General features: G+C 70.9%; 12 protein-coding genes. 8 read left to right on the forward strand and 4 right to left on the reverse strand.

Features of this window, described 5'->3' with window-relative positions; all coding sequences use genetic code 11:
• Positions 1-138: 138 nt before the first annotated feature.
• A complete protein-coding gene (locus HUA76_RS06895; RefSeq protein WP_174460334.1) occupies positions 139-1,704 on the reverse strand; it encodes a hypothetical protein in 1,566 nt (521 codons plus the stop codon).
• Between the two features lie 356 nt (positions 1,705-2,060).
• On the opposite strand from HUA76_RS06895, the gene HUA76_RS06900 reads away from it, so the two are divergent.
• Both HUA76_RS06900 and HUA76_RS06905 read left to right on the forward strand, forming a co-directional pair.
• Positions 2,061-2,555, forward strand: a complete 495-nt coding sequence (locus HUA76_RS06900; RefSeq protein WP_141641849.1) for a YkgJ family cysteine cluster protein — start codon at positions 2,061-2,063, stop codon at positions 2,553-2,555.
• Positions 2,556-2,676: 121 nt separating this feature from the next.
• Entirely contained in the window at positions 2,677-3,411 is a 735-nt protein-coding gene (locus HUA76_RS06905; RefSeq protein ID WP_174460335.1) for a hypothetical protein, read from the forward strand.
• Between the two features lie 6 nt (positions 3,412-3,417).
• Here HUA76_RS06905 and HUA76_RS06910 read toward each other — a convergent pair whose 3' ends face one another.
• The 3 genes from HUA76_RS06910 to HUA76_RS06920 form a co-directional block, all read right to left on the reverse strand.
• Positions 3,418-5,346: a tetratricopeptide repeat protein gene (locus tag HUA76_RS06910; RefSeq protein ID WP_174460336.1), complete on the reverse strand. Its 1,929-nt coding sequence runs from the start codon at positions 5,344-5,346 to the stop codon at positions 3,418-3,420.
• Positions 5,347-5,431: 85 nt separating this feature from the next.
• On the reverse strand, positions 5,432-7,327 hold the full coding sequence (locus HUA76_RS06915; protein ID WP_174456069.1) for a ribonuclease R family protein: 1,896 nt from the start codon (positions 7,325-7,327) through the stop codon (positions 5,432-5,434).
• Between the two features lie 184 nt (positions 7,328-7,511).
• Positions 7,512-7,922 (reverse strand): hypothetical protein, encoded by a 411-nt coding sequence (locus HUA76_RS06920; protein ID WP_174456070.1) that lies wholly within the window; start codon positions 7,920-7,922, stop codon positions 7,512-7,514.
• 195 nt (positions 7,923-8,117) lie between these two features.
• Here HUA76_RS06920 and HUA76_RS06925 point away from each other — a divergent pair, with 195 nt between their 5' ends.
• From HUA76_RS06925 to HUA76_RS46220, 6 genes are all read left to right on the forward strand, one after another.
• Positions 8,118-8,516 carry a helix-turn-helix transcriptional regulator gene (locus tag HUA76_RS06925; RefSeq protein ID WP_174456071.1) on the forward strand — a complete coding sequence of 133 codons (399 nt, stop codon included), beginning with the start codon at positions 8,118-8,120 and terminating at the stop codon, positions 8,514-8,516.
• 198 nt (positions 8,517-8,714) lie between these two features.
• Positions 8,715-11,111, forward strand: coding sequence for a protein kinase (locus HUA76_RS06930; RefSeq protein WP_254614004.1), 2,397 nt, complete (start codon positions 8,715-8,717; stop codon positions 11,109-11,111).
• 87 nt (positions 11,112-11,198) lie between these two features.
• On the forward strand, positions 11,199-11,912 hold the full coding sequence (locus tag HUA76_RS06935) for a head GIN domain-containing protein (protein ID WP_141647146.1): 714 nt from the start codon (positions 11,199-11,201) through the stop codon (positions 11,910-11,912).
• 152 nt (positions 11,913-12,064) lie between these two features.
• Positions 12,065-13,501, forward strand: a complete 1,437-nt coding sequence (locus HUA76_RS06940; RefSeq protein ID WP_174460338.1) for a lipopolysaccharide assembly protein LapB — start codon at positions 12,065-12,067, stop codon at positions 13,499-13,501.
• A 641-nt stretch (positions 13,502-14,142) separates the two neighbouring features.
• A complete protein-coding gene (locus HUA76_RS06945) occupies positions 14,143-15,324 on the forward strand; it encodes an SRPBCC family protein (protein ID WP_174460339.1) in 1,182 nt (393 codons plus the stop codon).
• Positions 15,321-16,961: a DUF4166 domain-containing protein gene (locus HUA76_RS46220; protein ID WP_174460340.1), complete on the forward strand. Its 1,641-nt coding sequence runs from the start codon at positions 15,321-15,323 to the stop codon at positions 16,959-16,961. Before HUA76_RS06945 ends, HUA76_RS46220 begins: the two co-directional genes overlap by 4 nt.

Genomic DNA, 16,961 nt, shown 5'->3' on the forward strand with positions numbered 1-16,961 from the left:
AAAGGAAGCAGTCCCCCGGTATGGGTACCACCAGGGTGAACCGGGGTTCATATAGCCTGACCATTCTCAACAGGCCGGAAACTTGTTCCTCGGTACAGGCGTGGCGGAACCACATTGGGTGCGGGCCACCCCTGGGATTCAAGGACAGCGCGGCTCGATGAACGAGGACAGACCGTCCGGACCGGCGTCGGGTCTGCTTCCACCCACGGCATAAACGCGTCCGTCGGCGCCTCCCACGAGGGTATGGCCCAGACGGGGCGTCGACATTGACGCAGCAGGAGTAAAGCGCTCCGACGCGGGGTCGAACCATGCGGCAGAAGCCCCTTCCCTGTCCTCGACGTACACCCAACCGTTGCCCGCGAGAACCGCACGCGGCGCGGCGCGAGGTGCGTCCATGGAGGACAGCTCCCGCGCCCTCACCACCCCGGCATTCCGCTCCAGGAGGAATGCGCGCGAGGACGGGACGATGCCGCCTTCGCGTCCGCCGAGGATGAGCGCCCGTCCCGACTTCAGCTCCACCACCGCGGGCGACATCAGCGAGGTGGGCAGGAGCGGCCCGGCGCCGAGCAGTCCTGGGGGTGCCACGACATCCGTCCGCTCGGAGGGGGTGAGGCTGGTACAGCCTCCCGCGAGCACGAAGGCGTCTCCCAGCACCGCGCCTCCCGTGGGGCATTTCAGGGAGAGCCTGCCCAGACTCTCCCAGGCCCCCGCGTTCTCGCCGCGCAGCGTCATGCGGATCGCCGAGTCCGTCGTGGGCCTGCCGAGCCCCGCGGTGAGCTCTCCTCCGGCGATCACCCCATCCGCTCCGAGCCGGCCCGCGAGCACGCGGCGAAAGCCCAGGGGTGGGGAGAAGGGGATGAGGGTGGTGCCGCCATCGGTGTCGAGCCACTCGGCGCTCGGCTCGAGCACGTCTCCCTCTCGCACGCCGCCGAGCACCACCACGGCGCCGTCATCCAGCACCAGCGCGGCGGCCTCCGCGCGGCCCACGGCGAGGTCGCTCGCGATGAAGCGGCCGGTTTCGGGGAAGAAGATCTCCACGGTGGAGACGGGCTTGCCCGCGCCATCGCGGCCTCCCAGCATCACCAGCGCTCCAGCATGGGGGCCCGTGGAGGGCGCGACGACCAGGGGGTCCGAGCGACGCGCGAAGCCCGGGCGTTCGGTGATGACGCCCGTGACGCCACCGGGACAGGCGCACACGCTGTTCGCGCAGACGAGTCCTCCGGGCTGACAGCTGGCGCCGACACAGTCGGGGTCCGCGCAGTCACCGAGCCCGTCACCGTCGTCGTCCACGCCGTTGTCGCAGGACTCCACGGGAGGACCGGCGTCTGGCGGCTCGGGGACGGCGGGCAGGGTGAGCGACAGCCTGGCGCCGGAGCCGGGAGTGAGCGCGGCTTCGCCAGAGGCGGTGGACTGGATGATGCCGGAGCGCTCGGCGGTGGCGCGCACGAAGACGCGGGTGCCTTCCGGCGTGGCGGGGCCGGACTCGAAGTTGAAGGTGGCGGGGAGGCGGAGTGCGGCGCCCTCCAGCGTGGCCACGGCGAGGGGCGTGCCATCTGGAAGGGAGGCGATGACGGACAGACGGTCGAAGTCCACGACAGGCGTCAGCGGACCGTCGACCACCACATGGACGCCACCGGGCGTCTTCTCGCACGCGAGCAGCGTCGACAGCAGAGCGAGCGTCAGGACTCGGAACGCGGCACGCATTTGCCCCACTGTAGTGCAGCACGGCGCGCGAGCGAGGGCCCCCCTCGCGAGAGGGTTGTGCCCCTCGGGACAGCACAGGCTCTCTCACGAGAGCATCTGCCTCCTCGGTCTGGTAGCTGGCCCCCGCGAAAGTGCCGCCCTCGAACCCGGTTCGACTTCTCTCGACAAAGCATCTGCCTCCTCGAGCCAGGACCGGACCGGCCCCCACGAGAGTGCCGCCCTCGAACCCGGTACGACTCATCTGACGTGCGGGCGCCTCGCGGACGAGGGAGCGTGCGTGCCTTCCCCGCCTCGCCGCGATGGAACGTCGTCGCGCGACGGGTTAGTGGAGGGATTCCTTCCCGTTCCGAGGCCCCATGCCCCTGTCCACCCTCTGCCTGCGCTGCGGCATGTGCTGCGACGGAACCCTCTTCACCCACGTCTCGCTCCAACCAGAGGAAGCCCAGGCACTGGAGCGGCGCGGAGTGCCCCTCGACCGGCGCGAGGACGGAGTTCCCGCGCTCGCGCAGCACTGCTCCGCGCTGGATGGGCGCACGTGCACCGTCTATGCGGACCGCCCGGGGAGCTGCCGCCGCTACCACTGCCAGCTCTTCGCCGCGCTGTCGGAGAAGGAAGTCACGCTCGACGAGGCGCTCGGTATCGTCGACCAGGCACACGCATGGGTGGACGCCATCGCTCGCGAGCTGCCTCCCGCCACCGAAGGCGAGCCTCGCTCGGTGATGCAGCGAGCCCGCCGCGCCGCCAAGGCCCACCCAGAGCAACCCCTGTCCTCCAAGGCCCAGGACGCCTACGCGAGCGCCGAGTACTACCTCGACAAGCACTTCCGCGGACGCTTCGGCCGTCGCGGCTGACGTCGGTGGGAATCCAGGTGCCTGGTGGGCCCGCGTGGATACGATGCGCATCCGCTTCCGCGCCCGGGACTGTCACGCGCTCGCATGCACGCGGCACCCGCGCCCTCACGAGGTCCCTTTCATGAAGACGCAGCTTCCCGCCCTCGCCGTGACGACCTTCGCGCTGCTCGGCGCGCCGCTGGCCCAGGCCGGTGACGAGCTCCCCACGCAGTCCGCGTCCGCCGACCTGAATGGCGACGGCAAGCCGGAGGCCATCGCCGTGAAGTGGAAGGAGGGCGACGAGGAGTTCGTCCTCACCGCCGGCACCGCCACGCTCCGCGGCAAGACGGACTCGGAGGTCCTCGGCCTCTCCATCATCGACGTGGACAGCGGCGACAAGCGCAAGGAAGTCGCCGTGCACACGGGCATGACGGACAACGACCGGCTCACCACCGTCTACGCCTTCGATGGCAAGAGCCTCAAGGCACTGGGCAGCGTCCACGCCCTCACCGAGGTGAAGGGCAACGGCATCATCCTCTCCGACAGCTGGGAGCAGTTCTGGAACCGGCGCGACAAGTTCGCCCTGGATGCCAAGGCCGGCAAGCTCTCCCTGGTGCCGCAGGAGCTGTACTACGTCGGCCAGGAAGCCACCGTGCGAGAGGGCTTCCCCATCACCCACTCGCGCACCGACAAGAAGCCCGTGGCCACCCTCGCGGCGGCATCGAAGATTCTCGTGCTCGCCGCCGCGCCCGTCTCCGTGCAGGGCGGACGCTCCACGTCGTTCGTCTACCTCGTGAAGTCCTCCACCGGGCTGCTCGGCTGGGTGAGCCACGACACGCTGCTGGCGAAGACCGAGGGACTGACGGTCGCCGGGTAGTCCCGCTCACCGTGACGCGTCGAGCGACGCGCGCGCGAGCAGGGCTTCTTCCAGCAAGGGCAGGCGCTCATCCTCGGGCCGGGCCTGACGCAGCCACTCCAGCGCGCGCTTCGCCCGGCCCAGGTCTCCCTCGAACACGAGGAAGCCCGTCGCCTGCAAGCGCTGCTCGGCCGTCGCATCCTTCGCGCCCAGCACCGCCTCCCAGCTCAGCGCCGCCTCATGGGGCGCGCCCAGCTCCTGGAACAACTTCGCCCGTGTCTCCGCCACCGACGCGGCCTCCACCCCACCCGGCGTCCCGCGCGGGAGCCGGGCCAGGGTGTCACGCGAGCGCTCGAACAACGCGCGCAGCTCCGGGATGACGGTGTCACCCGGGGACATCGACTCCAGGCGCTGAAGCTGTGTGAGCGCGGAGTCGAAGCGCCCCGCGCGCGCGAAGGCCATGGCCAGATTGAGATGCCCTCTCCGGTAACCGGGCTGCTGTCGCACCATGTCTTCAAAAAGGGTGATGGCCTCCGCGTGCTGACCCAGCTTCGTCAGGCACAGCGCCAGGTTGTTGTAGCCCTTGATGCCCGTGAAGCGACTCTTCTGGCGCACCGACTGGCGCAGGTGTCCGAGCGCCTCCTCGTATCGGTGCGCTTCCATGTAGAGCCCGCCCAGTTGCTGCTGGACGAAGGCGTCATCGGGGCCAGACACCTGCTCCGCCACCCGCCACAGCCGAAGCTCGTCCATCCAATCGCGGTTGCGCAGGTGCGTCGCACCGGCGAAGGCCGTGAGCGTCACGACGGCCACGGCCAGCCCCGCCCTCGGACGCAACCGGGCGGCTCGCTCGAGCGGTGCCACCAGCGCCACCACGCCCATCGCCACGGGCACGTAGAGGAAGCGGTCCGAGGCCAACGTGTGCAGGCCCAGGGGAATGGCATGGAGCACCAGCGCCAGCGCGCACGCGGCCGTCGCCAACGCGGCCTTCTCCAGCGGCGTGAGCCGGCCTCCCCACTTCCACAGGGACAGCCCCAGCGCGACGAGGACCCCCGCGCCCAAGAGGACCCAGGCGAGGGGATGCTCGCCCAGGACTCCCTGCTGGAGACGCGGGCGCAGCGCATCCACGAGCATCACCGCGTAGTGCCCCAGCGCGGCGAGCCCCGCCTCGGCGCGCTCGAGCAGGGACAGCCCCGACGAGGTCCCCGCGTCCAGCTCCCGCACGTCCGAGCGCAGCGCGTTCAGCCGCAGGCCGCCATACAGCGCGAGCGCCACGCCCATGGGCAGCAGGTTTCGCACGGCCTGTCCGAAGCGGCGCTCCCGCGCGCGCACGGCGGTGAGCTCCAGCACGACGAGCCCCACCACGCCGGCCACCGCCACCTCCTTGCAGAGCAGGCCCGTCAGCACCAGCGCCGCCGCGCCCCATCGCCGTGAGGCCGTGTCCGCGCGGTACACGAGCAGCGCCCCCAACGTGAAGACCGCCGCCAGCACATCCGTGCGTCCGGCAATCCACGCCACCGACTCCGTCAACCGGGGGAAGACACCAAACGCCGCGGCGCCCACCGCCGCGCCCCAGGGCGAGGCACCCGTACGCCGGCACAGCAGGAACACCCACGCCACCACCACCAGGTGGAAGAGCAGGTTCATCAGGTGGAAGCCCTCGGGCGCGCCTCCAAAGAGCGCGTACTCCACCGCGTAGCCGAGCGTCACCAGCGGCCGGTAGTAGCCGCGAGAGACGCCCATCGGGTCGCTCCAGAACATCCGCGTGAAGTAGTCCGGCAGCGGCGCCAGTTCGCGCACCACCTCCTGCTCCTCGATGAGCGAGTGGTCGTCCCAGACGAAGCCGCCTCGCACCGCGTTGCCGTACGCGAGCACCACCAGCAGCAACGGCAGCAGCACGGCCCGGCGCCGCAAGCGGGCGCGCGCGTCCTCGACGACGGGAGGGGAGGGTTCGCTCATGAAGAGGGCGGGAGTCTATCGCCCCCCGCTCGAAGGGCGGCGACCTTCCCTCGGGGGGCGAGCGGGAAGCCCGCCGTGCGTCCGCCTACTCGACCAGGGACAGCTCCACGCGGCCAAGCTGCTCGTCGGTGGCGGCCACCTTCACCTTCACCGGCATGCCCACGGTGAAGGTCCGCGTCTTGCCGACGAGGGACAGCTCGCGCGCATCCGGACGGAAGGGGCCGCCCGGCAGTCCTTCCGCCGGCAACATCCCCTCGACCAACATGCCGTCCAGCTGTGCCACCAGCCCGAAAGGCCGCACCCGGACGAGGCGCGCGGAGAACTCCCTGCCCACGTGCCCCGCCAACCACCGCGCTTCCAGCACGTGGTGCCGGTCCGCCTCGGCGCGATTCGCGGCGCGGGCGCGCGCGTTGATGTGCACCGCCAGCGCCTCCATCTCCGGGTCCTCGTCCAGGTAGTCGCGGCGGCCGTGCAGGTAGCCCTTCAGCGTGCGATGCACCGCGAGGTCCGCGTACCGACGGATGGGCGACGTGAAGTGCAGGTACAGCGGCGCCGCCAGTCCGAAGTGCGGCCCCGGCTTCACCGTGTAGCGAGACGGGCCCAGCGAGCGCCGCAACACCGAGCGCAGCGCGGGCTCCGCCGCCGCACCCGCGATTTGCCGGTCGAACGCCGTCAGCGCCAGCGGCGTCAGCTCGCGTCCGAAGCCCGCCGCGAAGCCCGAGTGTTCCGCGAACGCATTCAGGTCCGCCACGCGCAGCGGGTCCGGCTGCTCATGCACGCGGAACACGCCCGGCAGGCCGCGCACCAGCATCCACATGGCGATGGCCTCGTTCGCCGCCACCATGAAGCGCTCAATCATCCCGTGCGCGGACGTGGGCTGCTCGTTCACCAGTCCGGAGAGTTCGCCCGTCGCCGCGTCGAAGGTGAACCGCGCTTCATCTCGCGCGAACTCCATGCCGCCACGAGCGCCGCGCGCCACGGCCAGTCGCGCCGCCGCCAGCCGGAACCACGGCATGACGTCCCGCACCGGCTCCATGGGCGCGGACACCTCGCCCCGGTCCAGGAAGGCCGCGACTTCTTCGTAGTTCAGCCGCGCCCAGGAGCGGATGACGCTCTCGTACACGTCCGCCGCCGTCACCCGGCCCTGCGGGTCGATGCGCAGCTCCACCGTGAGGCAGCGTCGCTCCTTGCCCGGCACCAGGCTCAGCCAGTCCGAGGACAGCGACTCCGGCAACATCGGCAGCACGCGCCCCGCCATGTACACACTGGTGGCCCGCTCGCGCGCCTGCGAATCCAGCGCGGTGCCCTCCTTCACCAGCTCGCTCACGTCCGCGATGGACACCAGCAGTCGCAGCGCTCCATCCGGCCCCGCGGGCAGCACGGAAATCGCGTCGTCGATGTCTCGCGTGGACGGCGCATCCACCGTCACCGTCGGCACGTCGCGCAAGTCACGTCGCGCGCCCACCTCGTGCGGCACCTCGCGGGCGACTCGCGCGTCCTCCAGCGACTCGGGGGAGAAGTCCTTGCTCAGCGCGTGCCGGGCGATGATGCGCTCCAGCGAGCGGTCCTCTCCAGGCTCGATGCGGTAGAGCAGCGAGAGCTTGCCGTCGGTGATGCTCGCCACCACCGCGTCGCCGTGCTGGACGCGGGTGGTGCCCGGGTCGAGCACCCAGTCCGCGTTGCCCACCTCGCGGTCGATGCGCAGGAAGAACGCTCCCTTGCGGGCGACGACTTCACCGTAGACGCGGGTGCGGGGCCGCTCCACCAGCGTCAGCCCGCTGGCCGTCCAGCGCCCGTCCGCGCCCGCCGTCACGGTGCCGGTGACGATGTCTCCGGCCAGCAGCGGGTTGAGGTCGGGGGGAGGAATGAAGGCGGACAGCACCTCTTGCGTGCCGGGCGCCTGCACGGTGAGGAAGCCGAAGCCCCGGGGGTGAACGTCGATACGGCCGGTGACAGCGCGGGGAGAAACAGAAGTATCCATGGAACCTTGGGAGCGCGTCTTAGCCCAGGTCCACCGAGGGACGGGCAGGAGGGACGCGCGGAGTGTGAAGTGAAAGGGGGGCAGCTCCGGGGCCGACTCTCGTAAGGAGCCTGTGCTCGCCGGGGCGCGGAAACCTGAGATGAACGCCGGCCAGGACGCGCGGCCACCGTCTCTCCTGACGCCCCTACTCCTTGGGCTTGTCGAGCATCGCCTGTCGATTCTCGAGCGGGCCGAACAGCGTCTCCACCATCTGCTTCATGGAGACACCCCGAGGAAGGGGCGGGGCGCGCATCCCCTCCTCCGTGTAGACCACGCGTCCCTCCTCGACGACCCGGAACCACGCGCCCCACCAGGCGTACAGGGTGACGTGGCCCTCGGGGTGACGCTCCACCTCGAGCTCTCCCTCCTCCGGTCCCTCGCAGATGACGTCGAGGCGGCCTCCCGGCGGGATTTTGAACGGCATCCCCGAGGGCTCGAACCAGACGTCGACCGACGTGTCCCGCGTGTTCTCGAAGTCGAACCGCACCGTCTTCACACCCATCGCCGAGCCCTCTTCCCGGGCCACTCCCTCCAGCGGCCGTCGGTCCGTTCTCACACAGGTGTTCTCCGAGGTGCCACCCAGGCCTCGGACCACGAGCCCCGGCCCTCGTCCACGGCCTCACGGGTACACCTCCGTCACACATGGCGCCGCGACAGAGTCTTCACGGAGGGTGCGTCCCGCGAGGAGCGCGGAGTAGGGTGCCCTTTTGCGGTGGCGAGCGAGCCCCGCGTCCTTCCCGACGGGCGACGAATGAAGACCGAGCTTGGAGTCCACCTGGGCCTGTCCGCGCGGATGGCCCGAAGGAACCTGGGACTGACCCAGGCCGCCGTCGCCGAGCGCCTCGGTGTGGCCCGTGAGGTGTACGCCCGCCTGGAGCGCGGCCACATGCTCCCGAGCATCCACACCCTGCGCGGCCTGTGCACCGTGCTCCACGTCCCACCCCACGCGCTGCTCGCCCTGGACGCCACCATCGAAACGCCCCCCGGCCGCAAGCGCCCACCCCAACCCGCCCGCACCGAGCCCACCGCCCTGGTCGACCTCCGCAAGAACCTGCGCGGCCTGTCCCGCTCCGACTTGCGCCTCCTCAACGCCCTCGCCGTCACCCTCCCCGCCTCCCCCGCACGCCGCCGCTCCCCACCCGAGGAGTGACATCGCGAATTCACAGAAAAGTCAGAGATGTCGATATTCGTGGACTTTTCTTCGACCCTGACTTTCGCGTCCGTCCGGGTGCCAGTGTAGATTGGGCACCTTCCGATGAGTGGGACGACGCTGCCGCTCGCGCCGGATGCCTCCAAGGGCCGGTCGCTGGGTAAGTATGAGGTTCTCAGCCGCCTATCCACGGGCGGGATGGCGGAGATCTTCCTAGCGTCGCAGCGGGGACTCGCCGGCTTCCGCAAGTTGGTGGTGCTCAAGCAGATTCTGCCGGACATCCGAGGCGAGGAAGAGTTCATCCGGATGTTCCTGGACGAGGCCAAGGTGACGGCCGCGTTCAACCACCCGCACATCGCCCAGGTGTTCGACCTGGACATCGCCGAGGGCGAGCTGTTCCTGGCCATGGAGTTCGTGCCGGGAGCCACGTTGGTGGAGGTGGCGCGCGCGTGTCGGCAGGCCAGCCACCCCATCCCCGTGGGCTTCAGCCTGATGGCGGTGCGGGACACGGCCGTGGCGCTGCACTACGCGCACACCTTCACGGACCCGCTCGGCCACCCCTCGCCCGTCATCCACCGGGACGTGGCCGAGAAGAACATCATGGTGACGTACGAGGGCGTCACCAAGCTGTTGGACTTCGGCATCGCCAAGAGCCTGGCGCGCGCCAGCCGCACCGCAGTGGGCATGGTGAAGGGCACCAGCGGCTACATGTCGCCCGAGCAGATCATGGGCGAGCCCCTGGATGCCCGCAGCGACTTGTTCAGCCTGGGCGTGGTGCTGCACGAGCTGCTCACCGGCATGCGGTTGTTCTACGCGAAGCAGGCCGAGGCGATGATGAACGCGGTGCTGAAGTGCGAGGTGACGCCGCCTTCACGCGCCAACAAGCAGATACCGCCGGAGCTGGACGCCATCGTCCTGCGCGCGCTGTCGAAGCGCCGTGAGGACCGCTACGCCTCCACGCTGGAGTTCGCCCGCGCCCTGGAGCGCGCGGTGGGCCCGCTCATCTGGCACCCCGAGCAGAGCAGCGAGGTGATGCGCCGCCTCTTCGCCGACCGGCGCGAGCAGACGCGCCAGCTGCTCATCGCGGGCCCCACGGGCGACACCACGGGCGAGACGAGCGTGGCGGCGATGCTGGCCATGGGCGGCTCCAACAGCGTCCCCGAGGCCCCCGAGCCGCCCACCGTCAACACCAACTCCGGCCCCCCGGACTCCCCGCCATCCCGTCGCTCCGCCGTGGCGACGGCGGCGAAGCAGCCCGCTCCGGCGGCGACGCCTCGGCGCGCCACCAGCATGCAACCGGCGACGACGCCTCCCCCGCCGCCGCCCCCCGACCCGCAGCCGCGCAAGGCCGTGCTCCAGGCGCCGCCCCACAAGCGACTGGCGGGACGCGGCGCCCCCTCGGAGTCCGCGCGTCCACCACCGCCGCCCCCACCGGACGCCCTGCCCCCGCCGCCGCCGCAGGAAGCGCCGCACCTGGCCCGCACCCTGCCGGGGCGGCCCGCGCTTCCTCCTTCGGGGCACACCGTCCGCGCTCCCGCGCCGGCCCCGCGCGCCGTGCCCGTGTCGGAGGAGCCCGTGCCCCGGAGCGAGGCACGCCCTCGCACCGGCCGCACCGTGGACACGCTGCGCGCCGTGGCCCCTCCCCCGCAGCCTCCCGAGCGCAACGAGGAGACGGCGATGGTCCGCGTGCCCTCGCTCTCCGCCGAGCCCGGCAGCCACGCGGGTGTTCCCTCCCGACGCGCCGCCGGACCCGCCCGTCGCCGGCCCCAGCCCCAGCTTCCCGCCGCCTTCCCCGACGCCGAGGTCACCACCCGACCCTCGCGCGGCTTCCAGGAGAACCGCCGCAAACCCGAGGACGAGGTCCCCGACGACGAGGACTCCCACGTCCACACCCTGCGCGGAGTCCCCGCCGTGGGCTCCGAATCCCGAGGCGGGCGCAAGGTCCTCGCCGGCGTGCTCGTCCTCGTCGCGGTGGCCGCCGCGGTGGTGGGACTGGGGCTCGATGGAGGCGTGGTGTCCGCCTGGGCCGCTCCCCTGCTGGGGCTCGAGCAGAAGCCGCCGCCGCCGGCGCCTCTCGGAGACACGGCCAGGCAACGCGTCCCGCTCCCTCGGGAGCAGACGAAGGCCCCACCCGTCATCGTCCCACCCGTCGTCGTGGAGAAGGTCCCGCCCCCACCCGAAGTGCTGGCGGAGACCGTCGACCCCGACCCGGAGCCCTCCAACGCCCCTCCCACCCTGGACGAGGTGGAGGACAAGCCCGCGCGCAAGCCGGGTCGCTCCACGGGCAAGCGGACCACCAAGGAGTCGACGACCCGGAACGGCAAGCGCGCGACGTTCGACTCGGGTGAGGACAGTGCGGCCACGCCCACCGGAGAGCCGGGCTTCCTCACCCTGGTCACCGAGCCCTACGCCAAGGTGTATCTGGGCGGACAGTCCCTGGGTGATACGCCGCTCTTCAAGGTGAGCCTGCCCTCCGGCAAGCACACGCTGAAGCTCGTGGACGGCGATGGGAAGGCACTCAAGCTGTCGGTCGACATCAAGCCCGGCGACACCACCGCCGTGCGAGTCCCGCTGGAGATGCTCTCCCGCCAGTAGTTGCCCCAGGGGTGGCAATCGCTCGGAGCGCCGCGCGTAGCCGCCATGACGGGGCCCCTGCCGGGTCCCATGCCTTGGGAGCGCGCCATGAAGACCGCCCGGATGTCCCTGCTCGTCCCGCTGCTGATGTTCGCGGGAACCTCCTTCGCGGAGGGCGCCCAGAAGGGTGAGGCGCGAGATGTCCCCGACTTCGAGAGCCTCGCGGTGGGCCACGGCATCAAGGCCCAGGTGAAGGTCGGCCCCAAGTCGGTCCGCGTCGAAGGGCCCTCGGAGCTGCTGTCCCGCCTGCGACTCGTGGTGAAGGACGGACAGCTCACCACCCAGGTGGAGCGCGACGGCCTCTTCAGCCAATTCCAGGGCGGCAAGGTGCGCCTGTACGTCTCCAACCCCCACCTGGACGGCGTGGACGTCAGCGGCGGCGGGAATGTCGAGGCGGAAGTCTCCCCCTCCGGGGACGAATTCTCCGCCGAGGCCAGCGGCGGCGCGGCCCTCACGGTCCGGGGCGTGGACACGAAGAAGGTGGAGGTCGAGGCCAGCGGCGGGGCCGCCGTCAACCTGGCGGGTCGCGCCCAGGAGCTGGACATCGAGGCCAGCGGCGGCGCCGTCATCAAGGCCATGGACCTCAAGGGCGTGAAGTCCCTGGAGGTCGAAGCCAGCGGCGGAGTCCACGTGGAAGCGGACCCCTCGGAGAGCCTCTCCGTCAACGCGACGGGCGGCACCACCGTCCAGTGCGTCTCCCGTCCTCCCCGCACCGAGGTGAAGGCGCGCGGTGGCACCCGCGTCGTCTACCTGAAGGACTGAGCGCGGCGCCCCAGGCGTCCGGGCACGTCCCGGACGCGGGTGGGGGCCCCCCTGGGTAGGGACGGACACTGTCCCCAGGGCGCGGGCCACCTTGCTCCAGTCGTCGCGGACGATTGGAATGCGGCTCCCCCACCCGCCGGAGACGCCACACCATGACGGACCCGATTCCTCCTCCTTCCACGCAGGGCTCATCGGGACGCAAGGCAGCACTGTGGAGTGGCGTGGGACTGGTGGTGGCCCTGGTCGCCGGAGGTGCCCTGTTCTTCCGGGGCAGGCAGTCGCCTCCAGGCCATGACGCGCATGACCACGGCGAGCACTCCCCCAAGAAACAGGGCGCCGCGAAGCCCACCGTGTCCCCGGAGGTGCTGCGCCACACGGACCGCGCCGCGCGCGCCGCCGCCACGGGTGAGTTGAAGAAGGCCCGCGAGTCGCTCGGCGAGGCGCTGATGCTGGCGCCCAGGCACGCACCCGCCCTGCTCGTGCACGCCTGTCTGGCGCTCGAGGAAGGCAACGACGCGGAGGCCGCCACCGTGCTGGGCCAGCTCGAGGCCGTGGCGCCGGGGAGTCCGGAGCTGAAGTTGCTGGAGACGCTGCGCGAGCTGCGGCGCGCGCCGGGTGTCTCCTGGCAGCAGGCCTTCCGGGACGCGTGGGTGACGCTGGGCCGCCCCAACCTCGGCAAGAGCGAGCTGCTTCCAGGCGCCACGCCCCTGCCGCCGGACCCCACCGCCTCCGACTGGGAGAAGCTCGCGTGGGAGCGGGCCCCCTCGGACGACGTCAAGCTGAGGCTCGCGCTCGCCTCTCGCAAGCTGGACGCGGACAAGTCACTCTTCCTGCTGGCGCAGGTGCCCCGACTGGAGAACCCGGACCTCTACCTCGCGGTGCGGGACGCGCTGAGGGGCGAGTCCCTGCCGGAGTCCGAGCACGAGCGGGCGCGCAAGACGTTCCGCCAGAAGCTGGAGTCGCTGGCCGCGGCGCACCCGCGCTCGATGCAGCTCCAGTTGCTCCTGCTACTGGGTGACACCGAGTCCGGTACGGAGCTGACGGCCGCGGAAATCGACGCGCTGGAGCGCGTGGCCACGTTGCCCGCGTGGCGAGAGACCTCGTTTCACGATGGCTACCGGGAGACTCGCCGGCTCTTGAAGGAAGCAGGCGTGCCGGACGCCAGCGCGCTGGCGATGGCGGTGTCCCTGCGAGGCATCAACGAGCGGGGGACGTGGATTCTGCGCACGCGCAACGTGGCCACGCGCGGCGCGCTCTCTCCGGAGGGACGTCAGCGCCTGGGTCGCATCACCCGGGACATCGGCGCCAGCCTGGTCCAGCAGACCACCGTGGTGGAGCGGATGACGGGCCTGCAGTTGGTGCGTGGCGGCTCGCAGGACCTGGAGGACGACGCGGGCCGGACGCTGGCGATGAATCAAATCAAGGAGCTGGAGCAGGCCATCGCCGTGTTCCAGCAGACGGCGATGGAGCGGTGGCCGCTGAACTCGCTCACGGAGGAGCTGCTGGAGGAGAGCACCCGGGACGAGCTGCGCTACCTGCAATCCTTCGGGGCGAAGGCGCCCGCGGGCGCGGCCCGGATGGGGCCCTAGTCAGTGACGAGGTGACTCGGGCCCCAGGGAACGCGCATCTCCCCGGGGCCCGAGCGGGCCCCCCACGATGCAACGGAGCCGCCGCACGCCGGACCTCCAAGGTCGTCCGGGCAACCGCACTCCTTCCACACAAGCGCCGGGACCAAGGGGTGCATCCCGGGCAGGCCTCGCGTGGGCAATGTGGAACACGTCTACGTCTTTCAACGCAACGATGGCCGAAGAATATCGGGTACGCGGGGCATGTCCACCCGCAGGGTCGGTGACGCGGGGTGTGCCGTGTCAGGCCGGGTTTCTCCAGGTTCCAGGGCGGGTCCCGTTCACCACCCGTCCTGGAAATCTTTCAGGAAAATTCGAGGACGACCGATTGACAGCGCGCCCGAGCGCCGTTTTCGGCCCGTGCGCGACACCCGTCATGACACCTGACGCGTGATTCATGACGCACCGAGGCCGCCGACTCAGAGGCCCGGTGAAACCCACCCGCACGCAGAAGCCCTGTGGAGAAGTTGGGGACGACAACCCGGGTTGTCGGCGCTGTCCACGGAGTTGACGGGAGGCTCGCGTCGAATCCGCTGAATCCCTGGCGTTCCAAAGGCTTGCATCCCCGGGAGGCGCTGGCCGTGCCGTTGCACTGAGGCCCGGCCATGCACGTCGCCTTCTACCTGTTGCTCGCCATCGGCCTCCTGGGGGCCTTCGACGTCCTCTACTTCCACCTCTGGCGCGGCCGGCTCCACGAGCGCCCCGAGTGTCAGCGCGAGGTGCTCTGGCACACCGCGCGCCACCTCATCTACGCGCTCCAGTTCCTCTGGGTGCCGCACGTGCGCTTCCAGGGGTGGGCGCTGGGGTTGCTCGGGGTGTTGTACGCCGCGGATGTCTTCGTCGCCCTCGCGGATGTCTGGGAGGAGCGCGACAGCCGAGCGTCCCAGGGCGGTGTTCCCCGGGGTGAGTACTTCATGCATGTGGTGCTGAGCGTGCTGGTGGGGCTCTACCTCATGGCGACCTTCCACGCGGTGTGGGCGGACAGGCTGCTGCCCACGGGGCTTCGCGTGGACCCGCCCTTGGTGCCCGTGGCCTTGCGCGCGCTGATGACGGTGATGGGCGTGACGGCGCTCATCGTCTTCGCGAAGGACCTGGCGCGGTGGTTCGCGTTCCGGCGGCGGCCGGTGGCCACTCCATTCCGACAACCCCGGCTCCAAAGGATTGTCGCGGAGGTGTTCATCCCCGCGCCCGTCGAGGTGGTGTGGGAGCGCACGCAGGACCCAGCGCTGCACACGGCGTGGGACGTGCGCTTCACGTCCATCCGCTACCTGCCGGAGGCCGATGCCCGGGGGTTCCACCTGATGGACTACCGGACGCACCTGGGCTTCGGGCTCGAAATCATCGGCTGGGGTCGCTACCTGGCGAACACGCCGCACCTGCGCTCGACGTTCGAGTTCGGCTCGGAGGACTGGCGGAGCATCATCCTGCGCGGTCGCGGCGTATGGCTCTACGAGCAGCGGCCCGGGGGGACGTTCTTCAAGACGGTGTTCGACTACCGCGCCCGGTATGGGGTGGTGGGGGAGGTGCTCGACGCGGTGCTGTTCCGTCCCGTCATGCGGTTGGGCACGGAGTGGGGCTTCGAGACGTTGCGCCAGTGGTGCGCCGGGGATGAACACGCTCCGACGCGAGGGCGCTCGCGGTGGCGCTTCGGGCTGTTCATCCTCGCGCGGGTGCTCGGAAGGGCGCCAGCGCCGGGTGCGGCGAGGAGCTGGCTCGGCCGAGGCGTCGAGGACCATGAGTCCGCCATGGCGTATCCCTGTGGAGAACTTGTGGAGGTCTCTTCATGAGCGCCGAAGCCGTGGAGACGTATCCGCGACGGAAGCCGCCGCGGACCCGCTTCGAGACGCGAGTGGAGAACACCGTGTTCCAACTGAACTCGATGGCATCACCGCACCAGGATGCGCGACTGGAGGCCTTGCTCCGTTCGGAAGGCTCCCCGCTGGCGGACGCGCAGTTGGAGGCCCTGCGGCGGTCGGGAGAGCTGCATCCGGGGGACTCCCAATTGGAGGCCCTGCTCCCGATGGACGCGAAGCGGGAGGCCCGGCTCCACCCGGAGGAGCTCGACGAAGCGCGGACGGCCCTGCCTGATGCGCCACTCGGGGAGCTGCGGGACTTCGCCATCCGTCACCGCGCCTGCCGACTCTCCCTGGGCCTGCTCGCGGACTTCTACCGCGCGCATCCGTGCCGCATGGCGAAGGTGCACCTGCTGGCCGCGAGCGCGGTGACACTCGGCCGCTTCTGGGGGGTGTCGGAGCCCTTCGCGCGACTGGGCGCCGCGGTGATGCCAGTGGATGAGCGTGGATTTCCCCGCACCCGGGAGTGGGCGTCCTACGCGCGCGCCTGCGAGGACCAGCTCCCGCTCGAAGTCCGGGACGAGCGCTGGATTGAAGCCCACATGCGAGACGTGGCCCGGGCCCGTGACGTCGGGTACGAGGCCGCCTTTCTCGAAGAGGCCCGCGTCCACGGGAACGAGCCGCTGTGGCGCCTGCTGGTGCAGCACGTGGAGATGACGCTCGGCGCGCGCCTCTTCGACCAGCCCGCCCTCGCGGGCGCCGTGCCGGGTGAGACGGCCATCGCCCACGGCCTGGCGCTGTCCCTGTCACGCATGCTGAGCGCCAGTTGGAGCCTGCTGCGCCACTACGCCTTCGCCACCGTGCGCGCGCTGTGCCTGCCGCGCTGGCGCCACGACACCGGCCTCGTCGACGAACGGCGCACGGCGTGGCTGCTGCTCACGAGCTTCATCACCGCGTGGACGGCGGCCAGTGTCTACCGTCGCGGTGTGAAGGCCGTGCACCGGGGCCAGCGCGCGAGGCCCTCGGATGTCTGGCCCCTGCTCGCCACCGTGCTGGGCCCGGACATGTCCCGCGTGGACCCGCGCGTCATGCGCTTCTACGCGAACCCCGGTGCATGGAGCGCCCGAGCCTCCGTCACCTTCGCCTCGCGCACGGCCCGGCTGCTGGCCTGGATGGCCACGCGCCTGTCCGGCCAGGGCCTCTCCGAGCACGGGGCACGCACCTTCCCCGGACGCTTCCTCACCTTCCGCCGCGCGGATGGCTCCATGCACTTCGTCCGGGAGCTGTACTGCGACGGCGTGCTGCGCAGGTTCGACTCGGACTTCATCCTGCGCGACGGCCGACTCCACGAGGTCTTCGTCGAGCACGGCCTGGACCTGGAGCTGGACGTGTCCGTCCTCGAGGACGGCGGCATCCGCTTGCGAGGTGGGACGCTGCGCTGGCACGGCCTGGTGCTGCCACCGTTCGGCCGAGGCGTGGAGTTCCGCATCCATCCCACCTCGGATGCCACCGAGCGCGTGGACATCATCGGCACGTTTGGCGGGGGACCCACGGCTGGAGCCCCCCTGGGCCGCATCCACTACGAGGCCTGGAGGCACAGCGACGCCGTGCCTCCGGTGACGACGGATTGA

It is taken from the genome of Myxococcus sp. CA056 (genome assembly GCF_013336715.1).
Taxonomy (GTDB): domain Bacteria; phylum Myxococcota; class Myxococcia; order Myxococcales; family Myxococcaceae; genus Myxococcus; species Myxococcus llanfairpwllgwyngyllgogerychwyrndrobwllllantysiliogogogochensis.

What these genes read in the sequence shown, in the direction of transcription:
- HUA76_RS06945 (WP_174460339.1), top strand. Translation starts at nt 14,143, where the DNA reads ATGCACGTCGCCTTCTACCTGTTGCTCGCCATCGGCCTCCTGGGGGCC.
- HUA76_RS06925 (WP_174456071.1), top strand. Translation starts at nt 8,118, where the DNA reads ATGAAGACCGAGCTTGGAGTCCACCTGGGCCTGTCCGCGCGGATGGCC.
- HUA76_RS06940 (WP_174460338.1), top strand. Translation starts at nt 12,065, where the DNA reads ATGACGGACCCGATTCCTCCTCCTTCCACGCAGGGCTCATCGGGACGC.
- HUA76_RS06905 (WP_174460335.1), top strand. Translation starts at nt 2,677, where the DNA reads ATGAAGACGCAGCTTCCCGCCCTCGCCGTGACGACCTTCGCGCTGCTC.
- HUA76_RS06935 (WP_141647146.1), top strand. Translation starts at nt 11,199, where the DNA reads ATGAAGACCGCCCGGATGTCCCTGCTCGTCCCGCTGCTGATGTTCGCG.
- HUA76_RS06930 (WP_254614004.1), top strand. Translation starts at nt 8,715, where the DNA reads ATGGCGGAGATCTTCCTAGCGTCGCAGCGGGGACTCGCCGGCTTCCGC.
- HUA76_RS06915 (WP_174456069.1), bottom strand. Translation starts at nt 7,327, where the DNA reads ATGGATACTTCTGTTTCTCCCCGCGCTGTCACCGGCCGTATCGACGTT.
- HUA76_RS06895 (WP_174460334.1), bottom strand. Translation starts at nt 1,704, where the DNA reads ATGCGTGCCGCGTTCCGAGTCCTGACGCTCGCTCTGCTGTCGACGCTG.
- HUA76_RS06910 (WP_174460336.1), bottom strand. Translation starts at nt 5,346, where the DNA reads ATGAGCGAACCCTCCCCTCCCGTCGTCGAGGACGCGCGCGCCCGCTTG.
- HUA76_RS06900 (WP_141641849.1), top strand. Translation starts at nt 2,061, where the DNA reads ATGCCCCTGTCCACCCTCTGCCTGCGCTGCGGCATGTGCTGCGACGGA.
- HUA76_RS46220 (WP_174460340.1), top strand. Translation starts at nt 15,321, where the DNA reads ATGAGCGCCGAAGCCGTGGAGACGTATCCGCGACGGAAGCCGCCGCGG.